At 70.2% G+C, this 20,420-nt stretch carries 17 protein-coding genes; 4 read left to right on the forward strand and 13 right to left on the reverse strand.

Going from position 1 to position 20,420, the window contains the following annotated elements:
- Position 1 precedes the first annotated feature (1 nt).
- The 5 genes from ruvX to AC3RXZ_RS02205 all read right to left on the reverse strand — a co-directional run bounded on the left by ruvX (position 2) and on the right by AC3RXZ_RS02205 (position 5,670).
- Positions 2–475, reverse strand: a complete 474-nt coding sequence (gene ruvX / locus AC3RXZ_RS02185; RefSeq protein WP_491493037.1) for a Holliday junction resolvase RuvX — start codon at positions 473–475, stop codon at positions 2–4.
- Positions 472–3,132, reverse strand: a complete 2,661-nt coding sequence (gene alaS, locus AC3RXZ_RS02190; RefSeq protein WP_491493038.1) for an alanine--tRNA ligase — start codon at positions 3,130–3,132, stop codon at positions 472–474. The genes ruvX and alaS overlap by 4 nt, the downstream gene beginning before the upstream one ends.
- Positions 3,133–3,196: 64 nt before the next feature.
- Positions 3,197–3,385, reverse strand: a complete 189-nt coding sequence (locus AC3RXZ_RS02195) for a hypothetical protein (protein ID WP_243225633.1) — start codon at positions 3,383–3,385, stop codon at positions 3,197–3,199.
- Between the two features lie 125 nt (positions 3,386–3,510).
- Positions 3,511–4,140 (reverse strand): 30S ribosomal protein S4, encoded by a 630-nt coding sequence (gene rpsD / locus AC3RXZ_RS02200; protein WP_243225632.1) that lies wholly within the window; start codon positions 4,138–4,140, stop codon positions 3,511–3,513.
- A gap of 168 nt (positions 4,141–4,308) precedes the next feature.
- Positions 4,309–5,670: a replication-associated recombination protein A gene (locus AC3RXZ_RS02205; RefSeq protein WP_491493039.1), complete on the reverse strand. Its 1,362-nt coding sequence runs from the start codon at positions 5,668–5,670 to the stop codon at positions 4,309–4,311.
- A gap of 109 nt (positions 5,671–5,779) precedes the next feature.
- Here AC3RXZ_RS02205 and AC3RXZ_RS02210 point away from each other — a divergent pair, with 109 nt between their 5' ends.
- Together AC3RXZ_RS02210 and AC3RXZ_RS02215 are read left to right on the forward strand one after the other, a co-directional pair.
- Positions 5,780–6,067 (forward strand): hypothetical protein, encoded by a 288-nt coding sequence (locus tag AC3RXZ_RS02210; protein ID WP_243225629.1) that lies wholly within the window; start codon positions 5,780–5,782, stop codon positions 6,065–6,067.
- Between the two features lie 134 nt (positions 6,068–6,201).
- Positions 6,202–7,113: a formate/nitrite transporter family protein gene (locus AC3RXZ_RS02215; RefSeq protein WP_491493040.1), complete on the forward strand. Its 912-nt coding sequence runs from the start codon at positions 6,202–6,204 to the stop codon at positions 7,111–7,113.
- 93 nt (positions 7,114–7,206) lie between these two features.
- Here AC3RXZ_RS02215 and AC3RXZ_RS02220 read toward each other — a convergent pair whose 3' ends face one another.
- From AC3RXZ_RS02220 to nirB, 5 genes are read right to left on the reverse strand one after another with little or no spacing between them, the layout of a single operon-like run.
- The gene (locus AC3RXZ_RS02220) at positions 7,207–7,884 is read right to left on the reverse strand and encodes a sirohydrochlorin chelatase (protein WP_243225627.1); all 678 of its coding nucleotides are present in this window, start codon (positions 7,882–7,884) and stop codon (positions 7,207–7,209) included.
- Between the two features lie 3 nt (positions 7,885–7,887).
- Complete coding sequence (locus AC3RXZ_RS02225; protein ID WP_491493041.1) at positions 7,888–9,012, reverse strand: uroporphyrinogen-III synthase; 1,125 nt, start codon at positions 9,010–9,012, stop codon at positions 7,888–7,890.
- Entirely contained in the window at positions 9,009–10,244 is a 1,236-nt protein-coding gene (gene cobA, locus AC3RXZ_RS02230; RefSeq protein WP_491493042.1) for a uroporphyrinogen-III C-methyltransferase, read from the reverse strand. Before cobA ends, AC3RXZ_RS02225 begins: the two co-directional genes overlap by 4 nt.
- Positions 10,241–10,603 carry a nitrite reductase small subunit NirD gene (gene nirD, locus AC3RXZ_RS02235; protein WP_243225624.1) on the reverse strand — a complete coding sequence of 121 codons (363 nt, stop codon included), beginning with the start codon at positions 10,601–10,603 and terminating at the stop codon, positions 10,241–10,243. The genes cobA and nirD overlap by 4 nt, the downstream gene beginning before the upstream one ends.
- Entirely contained in the window at positions 10,600–13,167 is a 2,568-nt protein-coding gene (gene nirB, locus AC3RXZ_RS02240) for a nitrite reductase large subunit NirB (RefSeq protein ID WP_491493043.1), read from the reverse strand. The genes nirD and nirB overlap by 4 nt, the downstream gene beginning before the upstream one ends.
- 225 nt (positions 13,168–13,392) lie before the next feature.
- On the opposite strand from nirB, the gene AC3RXZ_RS02245 reads away from it, so the two are divergent.
- Both AC3RXZ_RS02245 and AC3RXZ_RS02250 read left to right on the forward strand, forming a co-directional pair.
- The gene (locus tag AC3RXZ_RS02245; RefSeq protein ID WP_491493044.1) at positions 13,393–14,733 is read left to right on the forward strand and encodes a DUF349 domain-containing protein; all 1,341 of its coding nucleotides are present in this window, start codon (positions 13,393–13,395) and stop codon (positions 14,731–14,733) included.
- A 70-nt stretch (positions 14,734–14,803) separates the two neighbouring features.
- Entirely contained in the window at positions 14,804–15,364 is a 561-nt protein-coding gene (locus AC3RXZ_RS02250; RefSeq protein WP_491493045.1) for a type IV toxin-antitoxin system AbiEi family antitoxin, read from the forward strand.
- On the opposite strand, the gene AC3RXZ_RS02255 is transcribed toward AC3RXZ_RS02250, so the two are convergent.
- From AC3RXZ_RS02255 to secD, 3 genes are all read right to left on the reverse strand, one after another.
- Positions 15,334–17,580: a RelA/SpoT family protein gene (locus AC3RXZ_RS02255; RefSeq protein ID WP_491493046.1), complete on the reverse strand. Its 2,247-nt coding sequence runs from the start codon at positions 17,578–17,580 to the stop codon at positions 15,334–15,336. The genes AC3RXZ_RS02250 and AC3RXZ_RS02255 overlap by 31 nt on opposite strands.
- 64 nt (positions 17,581–17,644) lie before the next feature.
- Positions 17,645–18,634 carry a protein translocase subunit SecF gene (gene secF, locus AC3RXZ_RS02260; protein WP_243225618.1) on the reverse strand — a complete coding sequence of 330 codons (990 nt, stop codon included), beginning with the start codon at positions 18,632–18,634 and terminating at the stop codon, positions 17,645–17,647.
- The gene (gene secD, locus AC3RXZ_RS02265; RefSeq protein WP_491493047.1) at positions 18,634–20,364 is read right to left on the reverse strand and encodes a protein translocase subunit SecD; all 1,731 of its coding nucleotides are present in this window, start codon (positions 20,362–20,364) and stop codon (positions 18,634–18,636) included. Before secD ends, secF begins: the two co-directional genes overlap by 1 nt.
- Positions 20,365–20,420 lie beyond the last annotated feature (56 nt).

The following is a 20,420-nucleotide window of genomic DNA, read 5'->3' on the forward strand; positions in this document are numbered from 1 at the left end:
GTCAGTTGGTCTCCTCGTCGAGATCGACCGGGGCGCCGGCCGGGGTACCGGTGCTCTTCTCGGTGTCGATCGCCTGCTGCAGCAGGACCACTGCCGCAACCTGATCCACAATGCTACGAGAGTTCTTCTGGGTTCTGCCCGAGGCGCGGAGCGCGTGGTGTGCCGACACCGTGCTCAGTCGCTCGTCGACGAGGCGCACGGCGATGCCGGTCCTGCGCGCCAGCGCCAGGGCGAATTCCCGCGCGTCCGCCGTCGAGGCCGTGTCGGTGCCCTGCATGTTCACGGGAAGACCGACGACGAACTCCAACGGCTCGTGCTCCAGCGCGAGTGCTGCGAGGCGCTCGATCGACGTGTCGTCACGACGCACGGTCTCGACCGGAACGGCCAGGAGGCCATCGGGGTCGCAGCGGGAGACGCCGACTCTGGCTCTGCCGACGTCGATGCCGAGCCGGACGCCGCGACGGAAGCCGCTCACGCGCCGCGCAGCTCCGCGACGATGCCGTCCAGAGCGCTCGGAAGCGCCGCGGCGTCCGCGCCGCCGCCCTGCGCCACGTCGTCGCGGCCTCCTCCTCCGCCGCCGAGGGCACCGGCGGCGCGCTTGGCCAGCGCTCCGGCCTTGGCACCGGCCGCGCGGGCCGCGTCGTTCGTGGCCACGACGACGATCGGCCGTCCGGACACGACGCCGCCGAGAGCGACGACCGCGGCATCCGCACCCAGACGGTCGCGCACGCTGAGCGCGACCCCGCGGATGTCGTCGGCCGACCCGACCTCACCGAGGGACTGCGCGGCGACGCGGTAGGCGCCGACGCGCTCGGCAGCCTCGGCGATCGCCGGGACGCGCCCCTCGCGCTCCTTCGCCTCGAACTGCGCGATCCGCTTCTCGGCGGTCTTCAGGTTCGCGGCGAGTTCGGCGATGCGCTCGGCCAGCTGGTCGCGCGGGGTCTTCAGGCTCGCGGTGAGCTGCGACACGAGCGTGCGCTCGGCGGCGAGCTCGCGGAAGGCGTCCTGTCCGACGAGCGCCTCGATCCGGCGGTTCGACGCGCCGACGGACGACTCAGCGGTGATGCTGACCAGTCCGACCTCGGCGCTGGTGGACACGTGCGTGCCCGCGCAGAGCTCGCGCGACCACGGTCCGCCGATGTCGACCATGCGCACGACGTCGCCGTACTTCTCGCCGAACAGCGCCATGGCGCCGGCTTCCTTCGCCTCGTCGAGGGTGACCACGCGCGTGGTCACCTCCAGGGCGTCGTGCACGGCGCGATTCGTGATCTCCTCGATCTCGGTGCGCGTCGCGGCGGAGAGCGCCTGGTTCCAGGCGAAGTCGAAGCGCAGGTAGCCCGCGCGGTTCAGCGATCCGGCCTGCGTCGCGCCCTGGCCGAGCGTGTCGCGCAGAGCGGCATGGACGAGGTGGGTCGCGGAGTGCGCCTGCCGTGCGGCGCGCCGGTTCGCGGCGTCCACGACGGTCGTGGCGCGGTCGTCGACCGCCACGGTCCCGGTGGTCACCTCGACCGTGTGGCTGATGAGGCCCGGGACGGGCTTCTGGACGTCGAGCACCTCGAGCGAGAAGCCCGGTCCCGTGATCGCGCCCTTGTCGGCGACCTGGCCGCCCGACTCGGCGTACAGCGTCGTCTCGGCGAGGATCACTTCGGCGACCTGACCCTCGGTGGCGCTCGTCACGGGCTGGCCGTCCACGAGGATGCCGAGCACCGTCGACTCGGTCTCGAGCTCGGAGTAGCCGTCGAACACCGTCTCGCCGAGTCCGCGCAGTTCGCGGTAGACGGACACGTCGGCGAGCTGGCGCCGGCGGTTCTTGGCGTCCGCCTTGGCGCGCGACTTCTGCTCGCGCATGAGTTCGTCGAACGCGCCCCGGTCGACGGTCAGCCCTGCTTCCTCGGCGACCTCGAGGGTGAGGTCGATCGGGAAGCCGTAGGTGTCGTGCAGCAGGAACGCCTGGGATCCCGCGAGCGTGGCGGCGCCGGACTTCTTCGTCTCGTCCAGCGCGAGATCGAGGATGGTCGAGCCCTGGGCGAGAGTGCGCAGGAACGTCTCCTCCTCGGCCACGGCGGTCGCGGACAGGCGGTCCCACTCGGTCTCCAGCACCGGGTACGCGCTCTTCATGGCGTCGCGCGAGGCGCTGAAGAGCTCGGGGAACGTCGGAGCGTCCACACCGAGCAGGCGCATGGCGCGGACGGTGCGGCGCATGAGCCGGCGCAGGATGTATCCGCGGCCCTCGTTGGACGGCTTCACGCCGTCCGAGAGCAGCATCAGCGAGGAGCGCACGTGGTCGGCGATGACGCGGAAACGGACATCGTCCTCGTGGAGCTTCCCGTAGGTGCGGCCCGAGATCGCCTCGGCGCGGTCGAGCACCGGACGCACCTGGTCGGTCTCGTACATGTTGTCGACGCCCTGCTTGAACATGGCGACGCGCTCCAGGCCCATCCCGGTGTCGATGTTCTTCTTCGGCAGGGGTCCCGCGATGTCGAAGTCGACCTTGCTGCGGACGTCGCTGAGCAGCTCCTGCATGAAGACGAGGTTCCAGATCTCGGTGAACCGGTTGTCGTCGACGATCGGACCGCCGTCGCGTCCGTACGCGGGGCCTCGGTCGATGTAGATCTCGGAGCAGGGACCGCCGGGACCGGGCTGGCCGGTGTGCCAGTAGTTGTCCTCCTTGCCCATGCGCTGGATGCGCTCGGCGGGGAGTCCGGCGATCTTCCGCCAGAGCGCCTCGGCCTCGTCATCGGTCTCGTAGACCGTGACCCAGATGTCCTTCTCGGCGAATCCGAGTCCGCCGTCGGCCTCGGAGGTGGTCAGCAGCTCCCAGGCGTAGCGGATCGCGCCTTCCTTGAAGTAGTCGCCGAAGGACCAGTTGCCGAGCATCTGGAAGAACGTGCCGTGGCGGGCCGTCTTGCCGACCTCTTCGATGTCGTTCGTGCGGATGCACTTCTGCAGGTCCGCCGCCCGCGGGTACGGCGCCGGTACCACACCGGTGAGATAAGGCACGAAGGGGACCATGCCGGCGATCGTGAACATCACGGTCGGGTCGTCGGAGACCAGAGACGCGGACGGGACGATGGTGTGGTCGTTCTTCTCGAAGAAGGCGAGATAGCGCTGCGCGATGTCCGCAGTGTTCATAGGGGTACGGCTGTCCTCGTGTGGGATGGAGATCGGCGCCGGTGCGATGGCGCCGTTGGGGAGATCAGTTCTCGTCGGGCTGGGCGAGGCGGGCTTCCTGGGCGCGGTACGCCTCACCGAGGATCGCGGTGAACCCGCTGATGCGGGCATCCACCTCGGCGAGCATGTCGTGACCGCGAGGGTCCTTGTTCATGAAGTGCGCGGCGACGAATCCGCCGATCACTCCGATGAGGAACCACAGCAGCTTCTTCATGTCGATGTCCTTGCCTCGCTCCGCCCAGACGCGGTCGTTCCATCGTATGCGCATTCGACCCGGCAGACGACGAGAGGCGCCGGGAAACCCGACGCCTCTCGCAACGCTGTGTCAGCGCGTCTCGCTCAGCGAGCCGCGTAGTACTCGACGACGAGCTGCACTTCACAGGTCACGGGGACCTCGGCGCGCTTCGGGCGACGGACCAGACGTGCCTGCAGCTTGTCGAGCTCGACCTCGAGGTAGCCCGGAACCGGGGGGAGCACCTCGGCGTGACCGCCGGCTGCCGCCACCTGGAAGGGCTCGAGGCCCTCGCTCTTGGCCTTGACGTGGATGAGCTGACCCGGCTTCACGCGGAACGACGGGCGGTCGACGAGCTGGCCGTCGACGAGGATGTGACGGTGCACGACGAGCTGGCGGGCCTGCGCGGTCGTGCGGGCGAAACCGGAGCGGAGCACGAGGGCGTCCAGACGCATCTCGAGCTGCTCGACCAGGTTCTCACCGGTCAGGCCGTCCTTGCGGCGGGCCTCCTCGAACTGGATGCGCAGCTGCTTCTCGCGGATGCCGTACTGCTCGCGCAGACGCTGCTTCTCGCGGAGGCGGACGGCGTAGTCGCTGTCGGCCTTGCGCTTGGTGCGGCCGTGCTCGCCCGGAGCGTAGGGACGCTTCTCGAGGTAGCGGGCGGCCTTCGGGGTGAGTGCCACGCCGAGGGCGCGGGACAGACGGACCTTGCGGCGGTCCTGGGACTTCGTGACCACGAAGTTCTTCCTTCCGATGACGTGGACGTGTCTTTCACGTCTCACGGGCGTATCTCCCGCGCTCTGCCTTCGCGCGCACGCCGGGGCGCGGAGAAGGTATGAGGAACGCGGGGATGCCCGAAAACACGGTTTCGAGCCGATCAAGTCTAACAGACCGGACGGGAGACCTCAGCGATCGCCGAGGATGCGCCGGATGCGCTCCAGGCGGGCCGCCACATCGCGCTCCGCACCGAGCGTCTTGGGGTTGTAATAGCGCCGGCCATCGAGCTCGTCGGGCAGGTACTGCTGCGGCAGGACACCGTGCTCGCTGTCGTGCGGGTAGCGGTATCCCTTCCCGTGACCCAGGCGCTTGGCGCCCGGATAGTGCGCGTCGCGCAGATGCACGGGCACGCGACCGAACCCGCCGGCGCGCACGTCGGCGATCGCGGCGTCGATGCCCAGGTAGGCGGCGTTGGACTTCGCGGTCGTCGCGAGGTACACCGTCGCCTCGGCGAGCGGGATGCGCCCTTCGGGCATGCCGATGAACGCGACGGCGTCGGCTGCGGCCGTCGCGATCACGAGACCCTGCGGATCCGCGAGACCGATGTCCTCAGCGGCCGAGATCACGAGACGGCGTGCGATAAAGCGCGGGTCCTCTCCCGCTTCGATCATGCGGGCCAGGTAGTGCAGCGCGGCGTCCGGGTCGGAGCCCCTGATCGACTTGATGAACGCGCTGATCACGTCGTAGTGCTCGTCGCCCTGCCGGTCGTAGCGCAGCAGCGCCCTGTCGACGGCCTGGGCCACGTCGTCGTCGGTGATCGTCGGGACGCCGGACGCCGAGGCGTCCTCGTCGTCCTCCTCCCGGAGGCCGACGCCGGACAGGGCGACGGCGGCCGCTGCTTCGAGCCCGGTGAGCGCGCGCCGGGCGTCGCCGGAGGCGAGACGGACGAGTGCGGCCCGGGCGGGCGCGCTCAGTGCGACGGCGCCGTCGAGCCCTCGGGCGTCGTCCACCGCGCGGTCGACGAGCTCGCCGATGTCATCGTCCGTGAGCGGCTGCAGCGTCAGCAGGAGCGAGCGCGACAGCAGCGGGGAGATCACGGAGAAGGATGGGTTCTCGGTGGTCGCCGCGATCAGGATGACCCAGCCGTTCTCGACGCCGGGCAGCAAGGCGTCCTGCTGGGCCTTGGTGAATCGGTGGATCTCATCGAGGAAGAGGATCGTCGTCTGGCCGTACAGGTCGCGCTGCGTGACGGCCTCCTGCATCACCTCGCGGACGTCCTTCACACCCGCCGTGATCGCGGAGAGCTCGACGAAGCGCCGTCCGGACGAGCGGGCGATCGCCTGCGCGAGGGTGGTCTTGCCGGTCCCCGGCGGACCCCACAGGATGATCGACACCGCGCCGGGCGAGCTCGCCTCCGGATCCGCCAGCGCCAGGATCGGCGAACCGGCGCGCAGCAGATGCTTCTGCCCCGCCACCTCGTCCAGCGAGACGGGACGCATCCGCACCGCGAGCGGGGTCTGTCCCGACAGGAGAGGCGCGGAGGCGGTCATGACTCCAGGCTAATGCGGCCCGCGGACACGCAGCACCGGCCGGACGTGCCGCCGCCCCGCGGACGGTAGGCTCGCAGATGCTGCCACGACGACGGAGAAGGGTGGAGGGATGGCCGGACGCAAGAGCGCTCAGCGCACCGAACAGGAGCGCGCCAGGCTCTACGCTGCCCGCACGGCGTGGCACGAGGGGCGCATCGCTCGGCGCGTGCGCGACAACACCGTCATCGGCATCGTCGGCGGACTGATCGTGGCGGGCGCCGTCGCGAGCCAGTTCGTGCACGCCGCCGTCACCGCGCCCGAGCCGACTCCGACGCCGACCCCGACCGAGACCGTTCCGCCGCTCGAGCCGCTGCTGCCGAGCACCACCCCGGTCCCCTCCGACACACCGGCCGAGTGAGCCTCACCGTGACCGTCGGGAGGTTGTGAGGGGTTCGCTCCACATTCGTAACCTGCCCGGTCGGCGGTCGAAACGCCGGTCCGTCACGCTGGACGCAGCCGAGCCCGAGTGCTCCCGTCCCCCGTGGAGGTCCCGTGTCGTACATCAAACCTGCCGAACTCGTCACCCGAATGGTCGACGCCGGCGCGTACAAGATGCAGCTGTCCACCCGTGACACGCTGATCCGCTCCTTCATGGGGGCCGCGTTCCTGACGATGGGAGCGGCGTTCGCCGTCACCGTCTCGACGAACACGGGTCAGCCGCTGCTGGGTGCCCTGCTGTTCCCCGTCGGCTTCGTGATCCTCTACCTGTTCGGCTACGACCTGCTCACCGGCGTCTTCACGCTCGGCCCGCTCGCCGTGATGGACCGGCGCCCCGGCGCGACGCTCGGCGCCATGTTCCGCAACTGGGGCCTGGTGTTCCTCGGCAACTTCGGCGGCGCCTTCCTCGTCGCGGTGCTGATGGCGATCTACTTCACCTACGGCTTCTCCACGGAACCGAGCGCGGTCGGCCAGGCCATCGGCGAGATCGGTCACGGCCGGACGGTCGGCTACGCGGATCACGGCGCGGCCGGGATGCTGACCCTGTTCATCCGCGGGGTGCTGTGCAACTGGCTCGTCTCGACGGGCGTCGTGCTGTCGATGGTCTCGGACAACGTCATCGGCAAGATCGCGGCCATGTGGCTGCCGATCATGCTGTTCTTCTACATGGGCTTCGAGCACTCGATCGTCAACATGTTCCTGTTCCCGTCCGGGCTGCTGCTGGGCGCGGACTTCACACTGTGGGACTACCTGCTCTGGAACGAGATCCCCACGGTCATCGGGAACCTCGTCGGCGGCCTCGTGTTCGTCGGACTGCCGCTGTACTTCACGCACGGGCGGCCGAAGGCGCGCAGGGCCCGCGCAGCGAAGCGCACCGCACGGACGGCGCTCTCCCCCGCGAACGGGACGCCGAGCAGCGTCTCCACGGAGCCCGCCCGCGAGCGCGAGCCCGCCGGCGTGTCCTGAATCCGGGAGCGGAGACGGGGCGGGGCGCGCAGAGCGCTCCGCCCCGTCCTTCTGCCGTCGGCAGCAGAGATGTCAGCGGACGGCGGCGAAGCGTCAGGCCGAGCGGAACCGGTCGATGACGACATCGGCCATGCGGGGGTCCGCGCCCAGCGGCGCCGAGACGACGTCCGCTCCCGCACCCCGCACGAGACCGGCGAAGTAGCCAGGGGCGAGAACGTGGCTCGCGGCGATGACGCGGGTCGCGCCGGCTTCTCTGGCGGCTCGGACCGCGTCGGCGATCCGCGGCTCGATCGCCGAGGCGTACCCGATCGTGACCGGCGCCGGGATCAGGGCCGCCAGCGCCGCTGCTGCGGCTTCGACGTCTGCCACGGCGGCGGGATTGCTCGATCCGGCCGCGGCGAGCACGACCGCGTCGCCGTCGAGCCAGGTGCCGCCGATGGCCGCGCGCAGCCGCGTCGCGAGGACCTGGGCCACGAGAGGATGCGTGCCCAGGGGATCCGCCTGACGGACATCGGCGTGCGGGCGCACCGCCTTGGCGATGTCGACGGCGGTGTGGAAGCCGACCGACAGCAGCAGGGGAACGACGACGACGTCGTCCGCTGTCCGCTCCTGCTCGACGACCGACGCGATGTCCGGCTCCTGGACGTCGACGAACGCCTGGACGACGCGGACGCCGGGCATCCGGTCGCGCACCAGGGAGACGAGGTCCGCGACGACGCGCCGGCCGTCCGCCGAATCCGTGCCGTGCGAACACGCGACGAGAGTGGTCATGACTTACTCCTTGACGGAAAGACGATAGCCCCGTTTGATCACGGTCTTCACGGCGTCCGGGCAGCCGAGCGCCTCCCGGAGGCGCGCGATCGCCATCTCGACGGCGTGCGCGTTCTCCCCTCCGCGGGGCAGCACGCGCCCGAGCTCCTCGCGCGACAGCACGCGTCCGCCGGCGTCGAACAGCGCGCCGAGCACGCTTGCAGACGCCCGCGACAGCGGGACGAAGCGGCCGTCCACCAGCGCTCCGCCGCTGCGCACCTCGATCGTTCCCGCGGCGGTCTCCTCACGCGGCGCGGCTCCGGTGGCGTAGTGGTCGACGACGCAGCGCACGAGGGACCCCAGCCGTCCGCGGACGGCCAGCGTGGTGCGCAGACCGGCCTGCTCGAGGGGTGCAGCCGTCACCGGGCCCACCGAAGCGAGCAGCAGTCGGCCCGAGGCCGCGCGGCGGCGGATCGCATCGAGCCGTCCCGCCCGCTCGGCCGTCCGGATCCACTCCGCGGCCCCCGGAGCCGACGTGAACAGGACCGCATCGGCTTCACCGGTGGCGGCCTGCATGACGGATCGGCTCACGATCTTGGGGTCCGGCGGCGGACCCCATCGGTACACCGTGATGCTGACGACTTCTGCGCCGTGCGCGGTCAGCAGCTCGTCCAGCCCGTCGGAACCGGCGCCGTGGTGCTGGACGGCGACGCGCCGACCGGACACCCCGCCGACCGTGAGGTACTCCCCCACCTCGGCGGCGGTCTCGGACTCCGCGACCCAGTCCGCCGTGAAGCCGGCCTGCTGGATCGCTCCGTGGGCCTTCGGGCCCCGAGCGACGAACTGCGTGTCGCGGAACGCGTGGGCGAGCTCCTCGGCGAGACCGTTCTCGTGAGCGGCGTCCATCCATCCCCGGAACCCGACCCCGGTCGTGACGATGACGATGTCGGGCGGGTCGGCGATGAGCTCCCGCGTGCGCTGGAGCAGCAGGTCGTCGTCGGCGTTGGGCAGGATGCTCAGGGCCGGAGCACGGTAGGCCTGGGCGCCGCGGCGCTCGAGCGCCGTGACGAGGTCGCCGGCGCGGCGATCGGCAGCGATCACGATGGTGCAGCCGGTCAGTACGGCATCCAGCAGGGGTCGTCCGGTCACGCCAGGGATGCCCCGATCCGCTCGGGCGACGGCAGCAGCAGATCTGCCCTGGCGACATCGCCGATGACGATGACCGCGGGGTTGCGGAGCCCGATGTCCTCCGCGTCCGCGACGGCCCGGCCCAGCGTCGTGCGCGTGGTCCGCTGCCGGGGCGTGTGTCCGCTCTCGATGAACGCCACCGGTCGCTCAGCCGCGATGCCGTGGCGCTCGGCCGCGCGGACGATCCTGCCGAGGGCCGCCACACCCATCAGCACGACCGTGGTCACCGCGTCATCCGCCATCGCCTCCAGCGTACTGGCCGTGATCGCCCCCTGTCCGTTGACGACGTGGAACGCGGACGCCGTGCCCCGGTGCGTCACGGGGATGCCGGCGGCCTGGGGCACCGCGATCGCGCTCGACGGCGCGGGGACGACGTCGACCGGGATCCCCGCGGCGAGGCACGCCTGGATCTCCTCTCCGCCACGTCCGAAGACGAAGGGATCCCCGCCCTTCAGGCGCACCACCCGGCGCCCTGCCGCAGCGTGCTCGACGATGATGCGGTTGATCTCCTCCTGAGGCACCGGGTGGCTGCCTGGGCGCTTGCCGACGTCGATGACCCGCACGTCGGGGTCGAGATCCTGCAGCACCTCCGCGCTCGGCCCCAGCCGGTCCGCCACGATGACATCGGCCTCGGCTATGACCCGTCGGGCGCGCACGGTCATGAGATCGGCCGGTCCCGGCCCTCCGCCCACGAGATCGACGCGCCCGGAGCGCGCCGCTCGGCGACGCCGCAGCGGCAGCCGGCCGGAGGCGAGGAGATCGCCGATCGCGTCGCGCAGCGCTGCGGAACGGCGAGGATCCGCTCCGCTCGTGCTGGCGACCGCGATCGTGACGTCCCCGGCGTCCAGCTGCGCGGTCAGGCGGGCCGAGCCGTGCGAGCCGTCGGACGCGTTGATGCAGAGCACCCGACGCTTCTCGCAGCGCGCCGCGACGCCGCGATCCACGCGCGCGTCCCCCGTGGCGGTGTGCACGAGCCAGGCGCCGGTGAGGTCGGATGGGCGGAAGCGCCGCGGGTGCCACGGGAGATCGTGGCGACGGATCAGCAACGCCGTTTCCGGGTGCACCTCCGGGGCGACCAGGCGCACGCGCGCGCCTTCCGCCAGGAACCGGCGCAGTCGGCGGGCCGCCACCGCTCCCCCGCCGACGAGCAGCACGTCGCGGCCGGCGAGCGAGACCCCGAGCAGCAGGGTCATCGCAGGCCCTCGCCGTCGATGTGCACGATGCCGTCGATCACCGTCACCGGCCACACGCGCAGGGCCACCGGTTCCTTCCCCTGCGGATCCAGGCACTCGCCGGTGCGCAGGTCGAACACCTGCTTGTGCATCGGCGAGGCCACGGTGGGCGCCTCGCCCCGCGTGCCCACGATTCCGCGGGAGAGGACGTTCGCTCCGCTGTACGGGTCGAGATTGTCCACGGCGTGGACGCTGCCGTCGACGAGGAGGAACAGCGCGATCTGCGTGGCGCCGAACAGAGCGGCTCTGCCCCGCTCCACCTCGAGGTCGGTCACGGCGCACACGCGGACGAGCGTCTGCGGGTCTGTGGCGATGGTCATCGGCGCACCTCCAGAGTGGTTCCTGCGATCAGCACGCCGCCGGCGGCGCGCTCGCCCGCCGTGGCCGGGCGCACCTGGCCGCGTTCGGGAACATAGGCGAGCGACGGGTCGGGAGTGTCGGACGCGTTGACGAAGGACTCGAAGCGGCGCAGCTTCTCGGGATCGCGAAGGGTCGCGGCCCATTCGTCCTCGTAGCGGTCCACGTGCGCGGCCATCGCGGCATCCAGATCGGCGCAGATGCCCAGGCTGTCCTCGAAGATCACCTGCTTGAGACCTTCGAGACCGCCTTCGAGCTCCTCGCACCAGCCCGCCGTGCGCTGCAGCCGATCCGCCGTGCGGATGTAGTACATGAAGAACCGGTCGATCGCTCGGATGAGTCCCTCGTCATCCAGATCGGAGGCAAGCAGCTCGGCGTGGCGGGGCGAGAACCCGCCGTTGCCGCCGACGTACATGTTCCACCCCGTCTCCGTCGCGATCACGCCGACGTCCTTGCCGCGCGCCTCCGCGCACTCCCGAGCGCAGCCGGAGACGCCGACCTTCAGCTTGTGAGGCGACCGCAGGCCGCGATAGCGCAGCTCGAGACGAACGGCCATGCCCACCGAGTCGAGCACGCCGTAGCGGCACCAGGTGGACCCCACGCACGATTTCACGGTGCGCAGCGCCTTGCCGTAGGCCTGCCCGGATTCGAATCCGGCGTCGACGAGGCGCTGCCAGATCTCCGGCAGCTGTTCGAGCCGCGCCCCGAACATGTCGATGCGCTGACCGCCGGTGATCTTCGTGTAGAGCCCGTAGTCGTCGGCGATGCGTCCGATGGCGATGAGCCCCTGAGGCGTGACCTCTCCGCCGGGCATGCGCGGTACGACCGAATAGGTCCCGTCCTTCTGCATGTTCGCCATCACGTGGTCGTTGGTGTCCTGCAGTGCGGCGTTCTCGCCGGCGAGCACGTGCTCGCCGACCAGGACGGCGAGGATGCTGGCGAGGGCCGGCTTGCAGACGTCGCAGCCGCGCCCGCGGCCGAACCGCGCGATGACGGCGCTGAACGTGGTGAGTCCGGACACGCGCACGGCGTCGAAGAGCTGACGGCGGGAGAGGTCGAAGTGCTCGCAGAGCGCGCTGGACGCGGTCTGGCCGAGCTTCGACAGCTCCTGCCCGACGATCTTCTTCACCGTGAAGATGCAGGATCCGCACGTGGCGCCCGCCTTGGTGCACGCCTTGACCGCTCCGGCGTCGGCGCAGCCCTCCTCGTGCACGGCCTGGCGGATGCGTCCCGCGGAGACGTTCGAGCAGGAGCACACCACGGCGGCGTCCGGCAGCTCCCCCGTCGGCGCCTCGACGCCGCCCGCGGGCATCAGGTAGGCGGCGGGGTCGCCGCCGAGCGGAGCGCCGACCAGGGGACGCAGCGAGCCGTAGGCGGACGCGTCTCCCACGAGGATGCCGCCCAGCAGCGTCTTCGCGTCGTCCGACAGCACGAGCTTCTTGTACACCCCCGCGACGGGATCCGCGTAGACGACGTCGAGCGCGTTCGGGGTCGTCGCCATGGCGTCGCCGAAGCTGGCGACGTCGACGCCCGAGAGCTTGAGCTTGGCGGACTCGTCGTAGCCGGGGAACGTGGCGTCTCCGCCCAGCAGCCGCGTCGCGGCCACCTCGGCCATGGCGTAACCGGGCGCCACCAGGCCGACCGAGCGGCCGTCGTAGTTCGCCACCTCCCCGATCGCGAGGATGTGCTCGTCGGCGGTTCGGCAGCGGTCGTCGATGAGGACGCCTCCGGTCGGGTGGACCGCCAGCTGGGCGTGCCTGGCCAGTTCGTCCCGCGGACGCACGCCCACCGTGAAGACGACGACGTCCGCGGCGTGCATGCTGCCGTCCTGGAACTGCAGCGCGGCCACGGCGCCGGAAGGGTCGGGATCCAGCCGGGTGGTGCGGCTCTGGGTGCGCACCGAGATCCCCCGGGATTCGATCAGACGCCGCAGCATGGTTCCACCGGCGAGGTCGAGCTGCGCGGACATGAGCCGGTCGGAGGACTGCACGACCGTGCACTCGACATCCAGTCCCTGCAGAGCCCCGGCAGCCTCCAGGCCCAGCAGGCCGCCTCCGATCACTGCTCCGCGCAGGGGCCGGCCGAGCTGAGCGCCGCGGCGCTCGACGTACTCCCGCATCCGCGTGACGTCGTCCAGGGTCCGGTAGACGAAGCATCCGGGCAGATCCGAGCCGTCCACCGCCACGCGCGCCGCGTACGACCCCGTCGCCAGCACCAGGGTGCCGTAGCCGTAGTCGAGGCCGGACCGGGTGCGGACAGTGCGTCCGACGCGGTCGATCGCGGTGACGCGGTCGCCCGCGATGAGTCGGACACGGGGGTCGTGAAGCACCTGCGCGTCCAGAGTGAGCTCCTCCGGAGTCGCGCCGCTGAAGAACGATGTGAGCCCGACCCGGTCGTACGGCGCACGTCCCTCCTCGCCGATCACCGTGATGCGGAGATCGTCGTCGGTGCGCGTGACCAGGCTCTCCACGAACCGGTGCGCCACCATGCCGGCACCCACCACGAGCACATCGGACGATGTCGCCATTCCGTCTCCCACGGCGCCTCCTCTGTTCGGTGCTCCCGAAGGTAGGTCCGCGGTGTTTCGCGCAACGTCCGGTGGCCGTTACGCGCGTCGAACGATCTGCTCACAAATCGGTAACGAAGATGTGAGTGGCAGCCATCACCCTGAGACCGTTCGGCGACGCCGCGCATACTAGGCTGATCACCGTCCTTTCCCCCTCCCGCGGGATGACCGCGCAAGGAGAACATCGTGTCTGCCACCGAATCGCCGAAGCCGACTCCCCCTGTCCCGTCCCCGCCGCGCGTGCCCGGTCCGCCCCGCGTTCCCGTCGCCGCAGCCGCCCCGGTGGCTCCCACCATCGCCGGTGCAGCCGACTGGGGACGAGTCACGGAGGACGGCACCGTCGAGGTGCGCGAGGGCGACACCTGGCGTGTCGTGGGCCAGTACCCGGATGCCACGGGCGAGGAGGCTCTCGCGTACTTCGTCCGCAAGTTCGAGGACCTCGCGTTCAAGGTGACGACCCTCGAGCAGCGTCTGTCCGGCGGCGGTGCCGCCGCCGGCGAGCTGACCGCCCAGGCGCGTCACCTCGTCGACGAGGTGACGGATGCCGCGGCCGTCGGCGACCTCGCCGGGCTCCGGGAGCGGCTCGACGCGCTCACCGCCTCCCTCGCCGAGGCCAGCGCGCAGGAGGCGGAGAAGGCGAAGGAGCTGCTCGACCAGGCCATCGCCGATCGCACCGTGCTCGTCGAGAGGATCGAGGCGATCGCGGCCGGCGATCTGTCCAAGGCGCACTGGAAGCAGGTCACGGCCGAGGTCACCGAGCTCTTCGAGACCTGGCAGGCCCAGCAGCAGAACGGACCGCGCCTTCCGAAATCCGTCTCCCAGCAGCTCTGGAAGCGGTTCCGGGACGCACGCGCGACGATCGACCGTCAGCGCCGCGCGTTCTACGCCGAACTCGATGAGACCCACAAGGCCGCCCGCGACGTCAAGACCCGTCTCGTCGAGCGCGCCGAGGCTCTCGCCCCGCGTGGAGTCGACGGCATCCCCTCGTACCGTTCTCTCTTGGACGAGTGGAAGGCCGCAGGGCGTGCCGGTCGCAAGGTCGACGATGCGCTGTGGGCCCGTTTCAAGGCGGCGGGCGACGCCCTGTACGCCGCCCGCGCCGAGCAGAGCGCCGCCGAGGAGGCCGACTCGGCTCCTCGGATCGAAGCGCGCACCGCGCTGCTCGAGCAGGCGAAGGCTGTGGCGGACGAGCCGAACATCAAGCGCGCCCGTGCCCTCCTGACGAGCATCCAGCGGCAGTGGGACGAGGTCGGCCGCATCTTCCCGCGCGACAAGGAGCGCGCGCTGGACGACAAGCTCCGTGTCATCGAGCAGGCGCTCAAGGCCCGCGAGGACGTCGACTGGAAGAAGAACAACCCGGAGACGAAGGCGCGCGCGAACGACATGAGCCAGCAGCTGCTCGACGCTATCGAGAAGCTCGAGGCCGAGAAGGCCGCCGCCGAGAAGGCCGGCGACGCGAAGGCTGCCGCCGAGGCGGCGGAGGCGCTCGAGGCGCGTCGGGCGTGGCTCAGCGCGCTCGGCGGCTGAGTTCGCCGAGGTTCTCCACAGAAGCCGCCCTCCAGTCCCGCCGGAGGGCGGCTTCGTCCACACTGGACGCATGTCCTCCCCGCTGCTGCATCGCACCGGTGAGCCGCTGTCCGCGACCGAGCTGACGGCGCTGCGACTGGACGGTCTGCTCGTCGAGGTCGGCGAGGCCTTCGTTCCGGCCGACGTCCCGGAGACACCGGCGCTGCGCTTGGCGTCCCTCGCCCCGCTCGTGCGCCTCGAGCACGTCGTGTCCGGGCCGACGGCGGCGTGGGTGCACGGAGCCGGCGATCGCCCTCCGCTGCGCTGCCATGTGCGTCCGCACGGCGACCGGCGCCTCCGGGCACCCGCGCACGGACGTCTCGTACTGCACGAGGGCGTCGTCCCGCCGACGGATCTGCAGGTCATGGGCGGCCTGCGGGTCCTGACCGTGACCGCGGCCATGGTGGACCTCGCTCGCACCGACCACGTCCCGGGCTCGCGCCGCTGGCTGTCCGTCTTGGCCGCGATGCATCCCGCCGAGGTCCGCGAGGCCGTGGCCCGGCTCGCGGCGCATGCACGCCTCCCGGGCAAGCGGACGGCGATCCGGGTTCTGGAAGCGGTCTACGACGAGGTCACGCGGTACACGTCGTAGACCGCGTCGATGCGACGCACCGCATTGAGCACCCTGTCCAGGTGCACCGCGTCCCCCATCTCGAACACGAAGCGGCTGAGCGCCAGACGCTCGTCCGTCGTCGTCACGGTCGCGGAGAGGATGTTCACGTGGTGCTCGCTGAGGACCCGCGTGACGTCCGACAGGAGTCCCGAGCGGTCCAGCGCCTCTACCTGGATCTGGACGCGGAACACGCTCTTGCTCGTGGGGCCCCACTCGACGTCGACGAAACGCTGTTCATCGGCGCCCAGGGCCTTGACGTTGACGCAGTCCGCGCGGTGCACCGAGACCCCGCTGCCGCGCGTGACGAACCCCACGATCTGGTCACCCGGGACCGGGGTGCAGCACTTCGCGAGCTTCACCAGGATGTCGGAGGCACCTCGGACGAGCACACCGGAGTCCCCGGACCGCGGTTCACGGCTGGGCGTCACAGGGAGCGTGATCGCGCCCGTACTGGTGTCCTCCGCGGCGACGAGAGCGGTGACCTTCTCGATCACGGACTGCGTGGAGATGTGCCCTTCGCCGACGGCCGCGTACAGCGCAGCGACGTCCTCGTAGTGCAGCTGACGCGCGAGCTCCGAGAACGACTCCTGGCTCATCAGCCGCTGCAGGGGCAGGTTCTGGCGGCGCATCGCGCGGGCGATGGCCTCCTTGCCCTGCTCGATCGCCTCCTCACGGCGCTCCTTGGTGAACCAGCCGCGGATCTTGTTGCGCGCTCGGGTGCTCTTGACGAATCCGAGCCAGTCCTGGCTGGGGCCGGCATCCGGATTCTTGGACGTGAAGACCTCGACGACGTCGCCGCTCTTGAGCACCGACTCGAGCGGTACGAGCCGGCCGTTCACCTTCGCCCCCATGGTGCGATGGCCGATCTCGGTGTGCACGGCGTACGCGAAGTCGACCGGCGTCGCGCCGGCGGGCAGACCGATCACCCGTCCCTTGGGGGTGAAGACGTACACCTCCTTCGCTCCGATCTCGAAGCGCAGGGAATCCAGGAACTCGCCGGGGTCCGCCGTCTCGGCCTGCCAGTCGGAGATGTGCGCGAGCCACGCCATGTCGGTGTCCGAGGCCCGCGTCTCGGCCTTGCCGCCGTTCATGCGCTCCTTGTACATCCAGTGCGCGGCGACGCCGAACTCGGCCTGCTGGTGCATCTCGTGCGTACGGATCTGGATCTCCACCGTGCGCCCGCTCGGGCCGATGACCGTGGTGTGCAGCGACTGGTAGAGGTTGAACTTCGGCGTCGCGATGTAGTCCTTGAACCGGCCGGGCAGCGGCGTCCAGCGGGCGTGGATCGCGCCGAGCACGGCGTAGCAGTCGCGCACCGAGTTCACGAGCACGCGGATGCCGATGAGGTCATAGATGTCGTCGAACTCACGGCCGCGGATGACCATCTTCTGGTACACCGAGTACAGCTGCTTGGGCCGGCCGACGACCTTGCCGCGGATGCGGAGGTCGCGCAGGTCCTCGTCGATGGCCTCGATGACCTGCTGCAGGTACTTCTCGCGCTGCGGGGTGCGCTGGGCGATCAGGCTGTTGATCTCGGCGTAGATCTTCGGGTGGAGCACGGCGAAGGACAGGTCCTCGAGCTCGCTCTTGATGGCCTGGATGCCGAGGCGGTGCGCCAGCGGCGCGTAGATCTCGAGGGTCTCCTTCGCCTTCTTCGCCGCCTTCTCCGGCGGGACGAAGCCCCACGTGCGCGCGTTGTGCAGACGGTCGGCGAGCTTGATGAGCAGCACGCGGATGTCCTTGGACATCGCCACGATCATCTTGCGGACGGTCTCGGCCTGTGCGCTCTCGCCGTACTTGACCTTGTCGAGCTTGGTCACGCCGTCCACGAGCATGGCGACCTCGTCGCCGAACTCGGCGGTGAGCTCGCTCAGCGCGTAACCGGTGTCCTCGACCGTGTCGTGCAGCAGCGCGGCCGCGATCGCCCGGGGTCCGAGACCCAGCTCGGCGAGGATCTGGGCCACCGCTAGGGGGTGCGTGATGTACGGCTCGCCGCTCTGCCGTTTCTGCCCGGCGTGCTTCTCCTTGGCGACGGCGAACGCGCGATCGATGATCGCGAGGTCGCCCTTGGGGTGGTTGGCCCTGACCGTCCGGCTCAGCTTGTCCAGGTCGTCGACGCGAGGCGCGCGCGAGAAGATGCGGGGAACGAGTCGTCTGAGACTGGATCCCTGCGTCTGCGTGTTCGCCTCCGCCATCGGCTACCTCCTGGGCTCTGCAATCCTACGCGCCTCGGCGGGGCCGCAGCCCCGTCCGAGGGCGTCAGGCACTGGCGACGGCGCGCTCGCGCGACTCGCGAATACGGGCGTCGCGCTCGGCGATGGCCGGCTCCTTCTCGCGGAACAGCGAGTACAGCGGAGCGGCCACGAACAGCGTCGAGTATGTCGCCACGATGATGCCGACGAAGATCGAGAGCGAGATGTCCGTGAGCGTCTCGGCACCGAGCCAGAACGCGCCGATGAAGAGGATCGCGCCGACCGGCAGGGCGGCGACGATCGACGTGTTGATCGAGCGGACGAGCGTCTGGTTCACGGCGAGGTTGACGGACTCGCCGAACAGGCGCGCGGACTTCTCCCCGTCCTCCGTGGTGTTCTCCCGGATCTTGTCGAACACGACGGTGGTGTCGTAGAGGGAGTACGCGAGGATCGTGAGGAATCCGATCACGGCTGCCGGGGAGATCTCGAAGCCGGCGACCGAGTAGATCCCGACCGTGATCACGAGCACGTCGAGCAGACCGAGGATCGCGGCGGCCGACATCTTCCAGGTGCGGAAGTAGATCGCCAGGATCAGGAAGGTGAGGGCGAGGAAGATCGCCAGGCCCCACAGCGACTGCCGGGTGACGTTCTCTCCCCAGGCCGGGCCGATGAAGGAAGAGGTGACCTCGCTCTGGTCCACGCCGTAGGCCTCGGCGAGGGCTGCGGCGACCTGCTGGGTCTCCTCCGCGCTCATCTGGTCGGTCTGGACCCGGACGTCCGTGTCGCCGATCACCGCGACCTTGGTCGCGGCATCGGGAACGACCGTCCGGACCGCCTCGCTCGCGAGCGACTGGTCGGTCGTCTCGGGAGCGGCCACCGTGAACTGCGAGCCGCCAGTGAACTCGATGGAGAACTGCGGCGGACGCACAAACAGCACCAGGATCGAGCCGACGACCAGCGCGATCGCAATCCAGAACCACAGGCGGCGCTTCCCGACGAACGGGAACGAGGTCTTGCCCGTGTAGAGGTTGTTGCCGAACTCATTCATGGAGAACATCAGTGCCCGCCCTCGTTTCCGGTCGTGCTCGTGGATTCGGCGGCGAGGGCCTCGGCTCTCTTGCGCTCCGCGATCGTCTGCCGACGGTCCGCCTCCCCCCGGGAGCGGGCGTTCTTCGCGCCGCGCCCGGCAGTGGCGGTCTGGACCTCGCGATACTGCGTCCTGGTGCGGTAGACGGCCCCGAGGCTCTCGGGGTCGAGGCCGGAGAGCCGGTGCCCCTCGCCGAAGAACTTCGTGCGAGCGAGCAGCTGCATCACCGGGTGCGTGAAGATCACGAAGATGAACACGTCGATGAGGGTCGTGAGACCCAGCGTGAACGCGAAGCCCTTCACGGTCGCGTCCGCGAGGATGTACAGCACCACGGCCGCGAGGACGTTGATCGACTTCGAAATGTAGATGGTGCGCTTGGCGCGGCCCCAGCCGTCCTCGACGGCCGCCGTGACGGACTTGCCGTCCCGCAGTTCGTCCCTGATGCGTTCGAAGTACACGATGAACGAGTCCGCCGTGAAACCGATCGAGACGATCAGACCCGCGACGCCGGCGAGCGACAGACGGTAGCCGATCCGCCAGGCGAGGATGCAGATGATGATGTAGGTCAGCACCGCCATGACCGCGATGGAGGCGATGATCACCCAGCCGAGGGCCCGGTAGCTGAAGAGCGAGTACAGGGCGACCAGGGCGAGACCGATCAGACCCGCGATCAGGCCGATCTGGAGCTGCTGCGTTCCGAGGGTGGCCGAGACCGTGTCGGAGCTCTCGACCGTGAAGCTGAGCGGCAGCGCGCCGTACTTGAGCTGGTCCGCGAGCGTCTGCGAGGTCTCCTGCGTGAAGCTGCCCGAGATGCTCGGGCGGCCGTCCAGGATGACGCCGTTCATCTGCGGCGCGGAGATGACCTTGCCGTCGAGCACGAACGCGAACTGATCGCGCGGGCTGAGTCCGTCGAGCTTGTTCTGGTACAGCCGCTGGCTGATCTCGCCGAAGACGCTCGCGCCGTCGTCGTCGAGGTCCAGCTGGACGATCCACGCTCCGGTCTGGGGGTCGCGACCCGACGTGGCGTCGTCGATCGCGGTGCCGTCGAGCTCCTGCGGACCGAGGATGAACTTCGCGGTGCCGGCGTCGTCGCACGTGATGAGCGGCTGGTCGGGGTCGGGGTTCGACGGATCGTTCTGCGGATTCGCGCAGTCGTAGGCGAGGAACTCCTGCTGCAGCTTCTCGGTCACCCAGGCGAGGTCGCTGGAGTCGGTCGGCTCGGGACTCGGCACGGCGTTCGCGGAGGGATCGGGGCTCGGGTACGGCGTCGTGTTGCCGTCCTCGCCGGTGAACTCCGTCGCCGCGGCGGTGCTGTAGATGACCGGTCGCAACTCCAGCTGCGCAGCGGCCTGGATGCGCGCTCGCGTCTCCTCGTCGGCCTCGCCGGGGATCTGGACGACGATGTTGCGTCCGCCCTCGGTGGTGATGTCGGCCTCGGCGACGCCGGAGGCGTCGACGCGCTGGCGGATGATGTCCGCGGCCTGGTCGAGCTGCTCCTGCGTCGGGTCCGAGCCGTCCTCCGTGACGGCGCTGAGGATGATCTGCGTGCCGCCCTGGAGGTCGAGCGCGAGCTCAGGCGTCCACGAGCTCTGCTTGAAGCCGTAGACGCCGAGCGCATTGATGCCGAACAGGGCGGCCGTCACCAGGAGCAGGCCGAGGAGGACCCGCCACGCATGACGGGTCGGAGTGGAGGATGCCACGTGGGTCGCGCTTTCTGGGAAGACCGGCGGGGATGGATGTGGTTGCTGGGGGAATG

The sequence above is a fragment of the Microbacterium cucumeris genome (genome assembly GCF_058349845.2).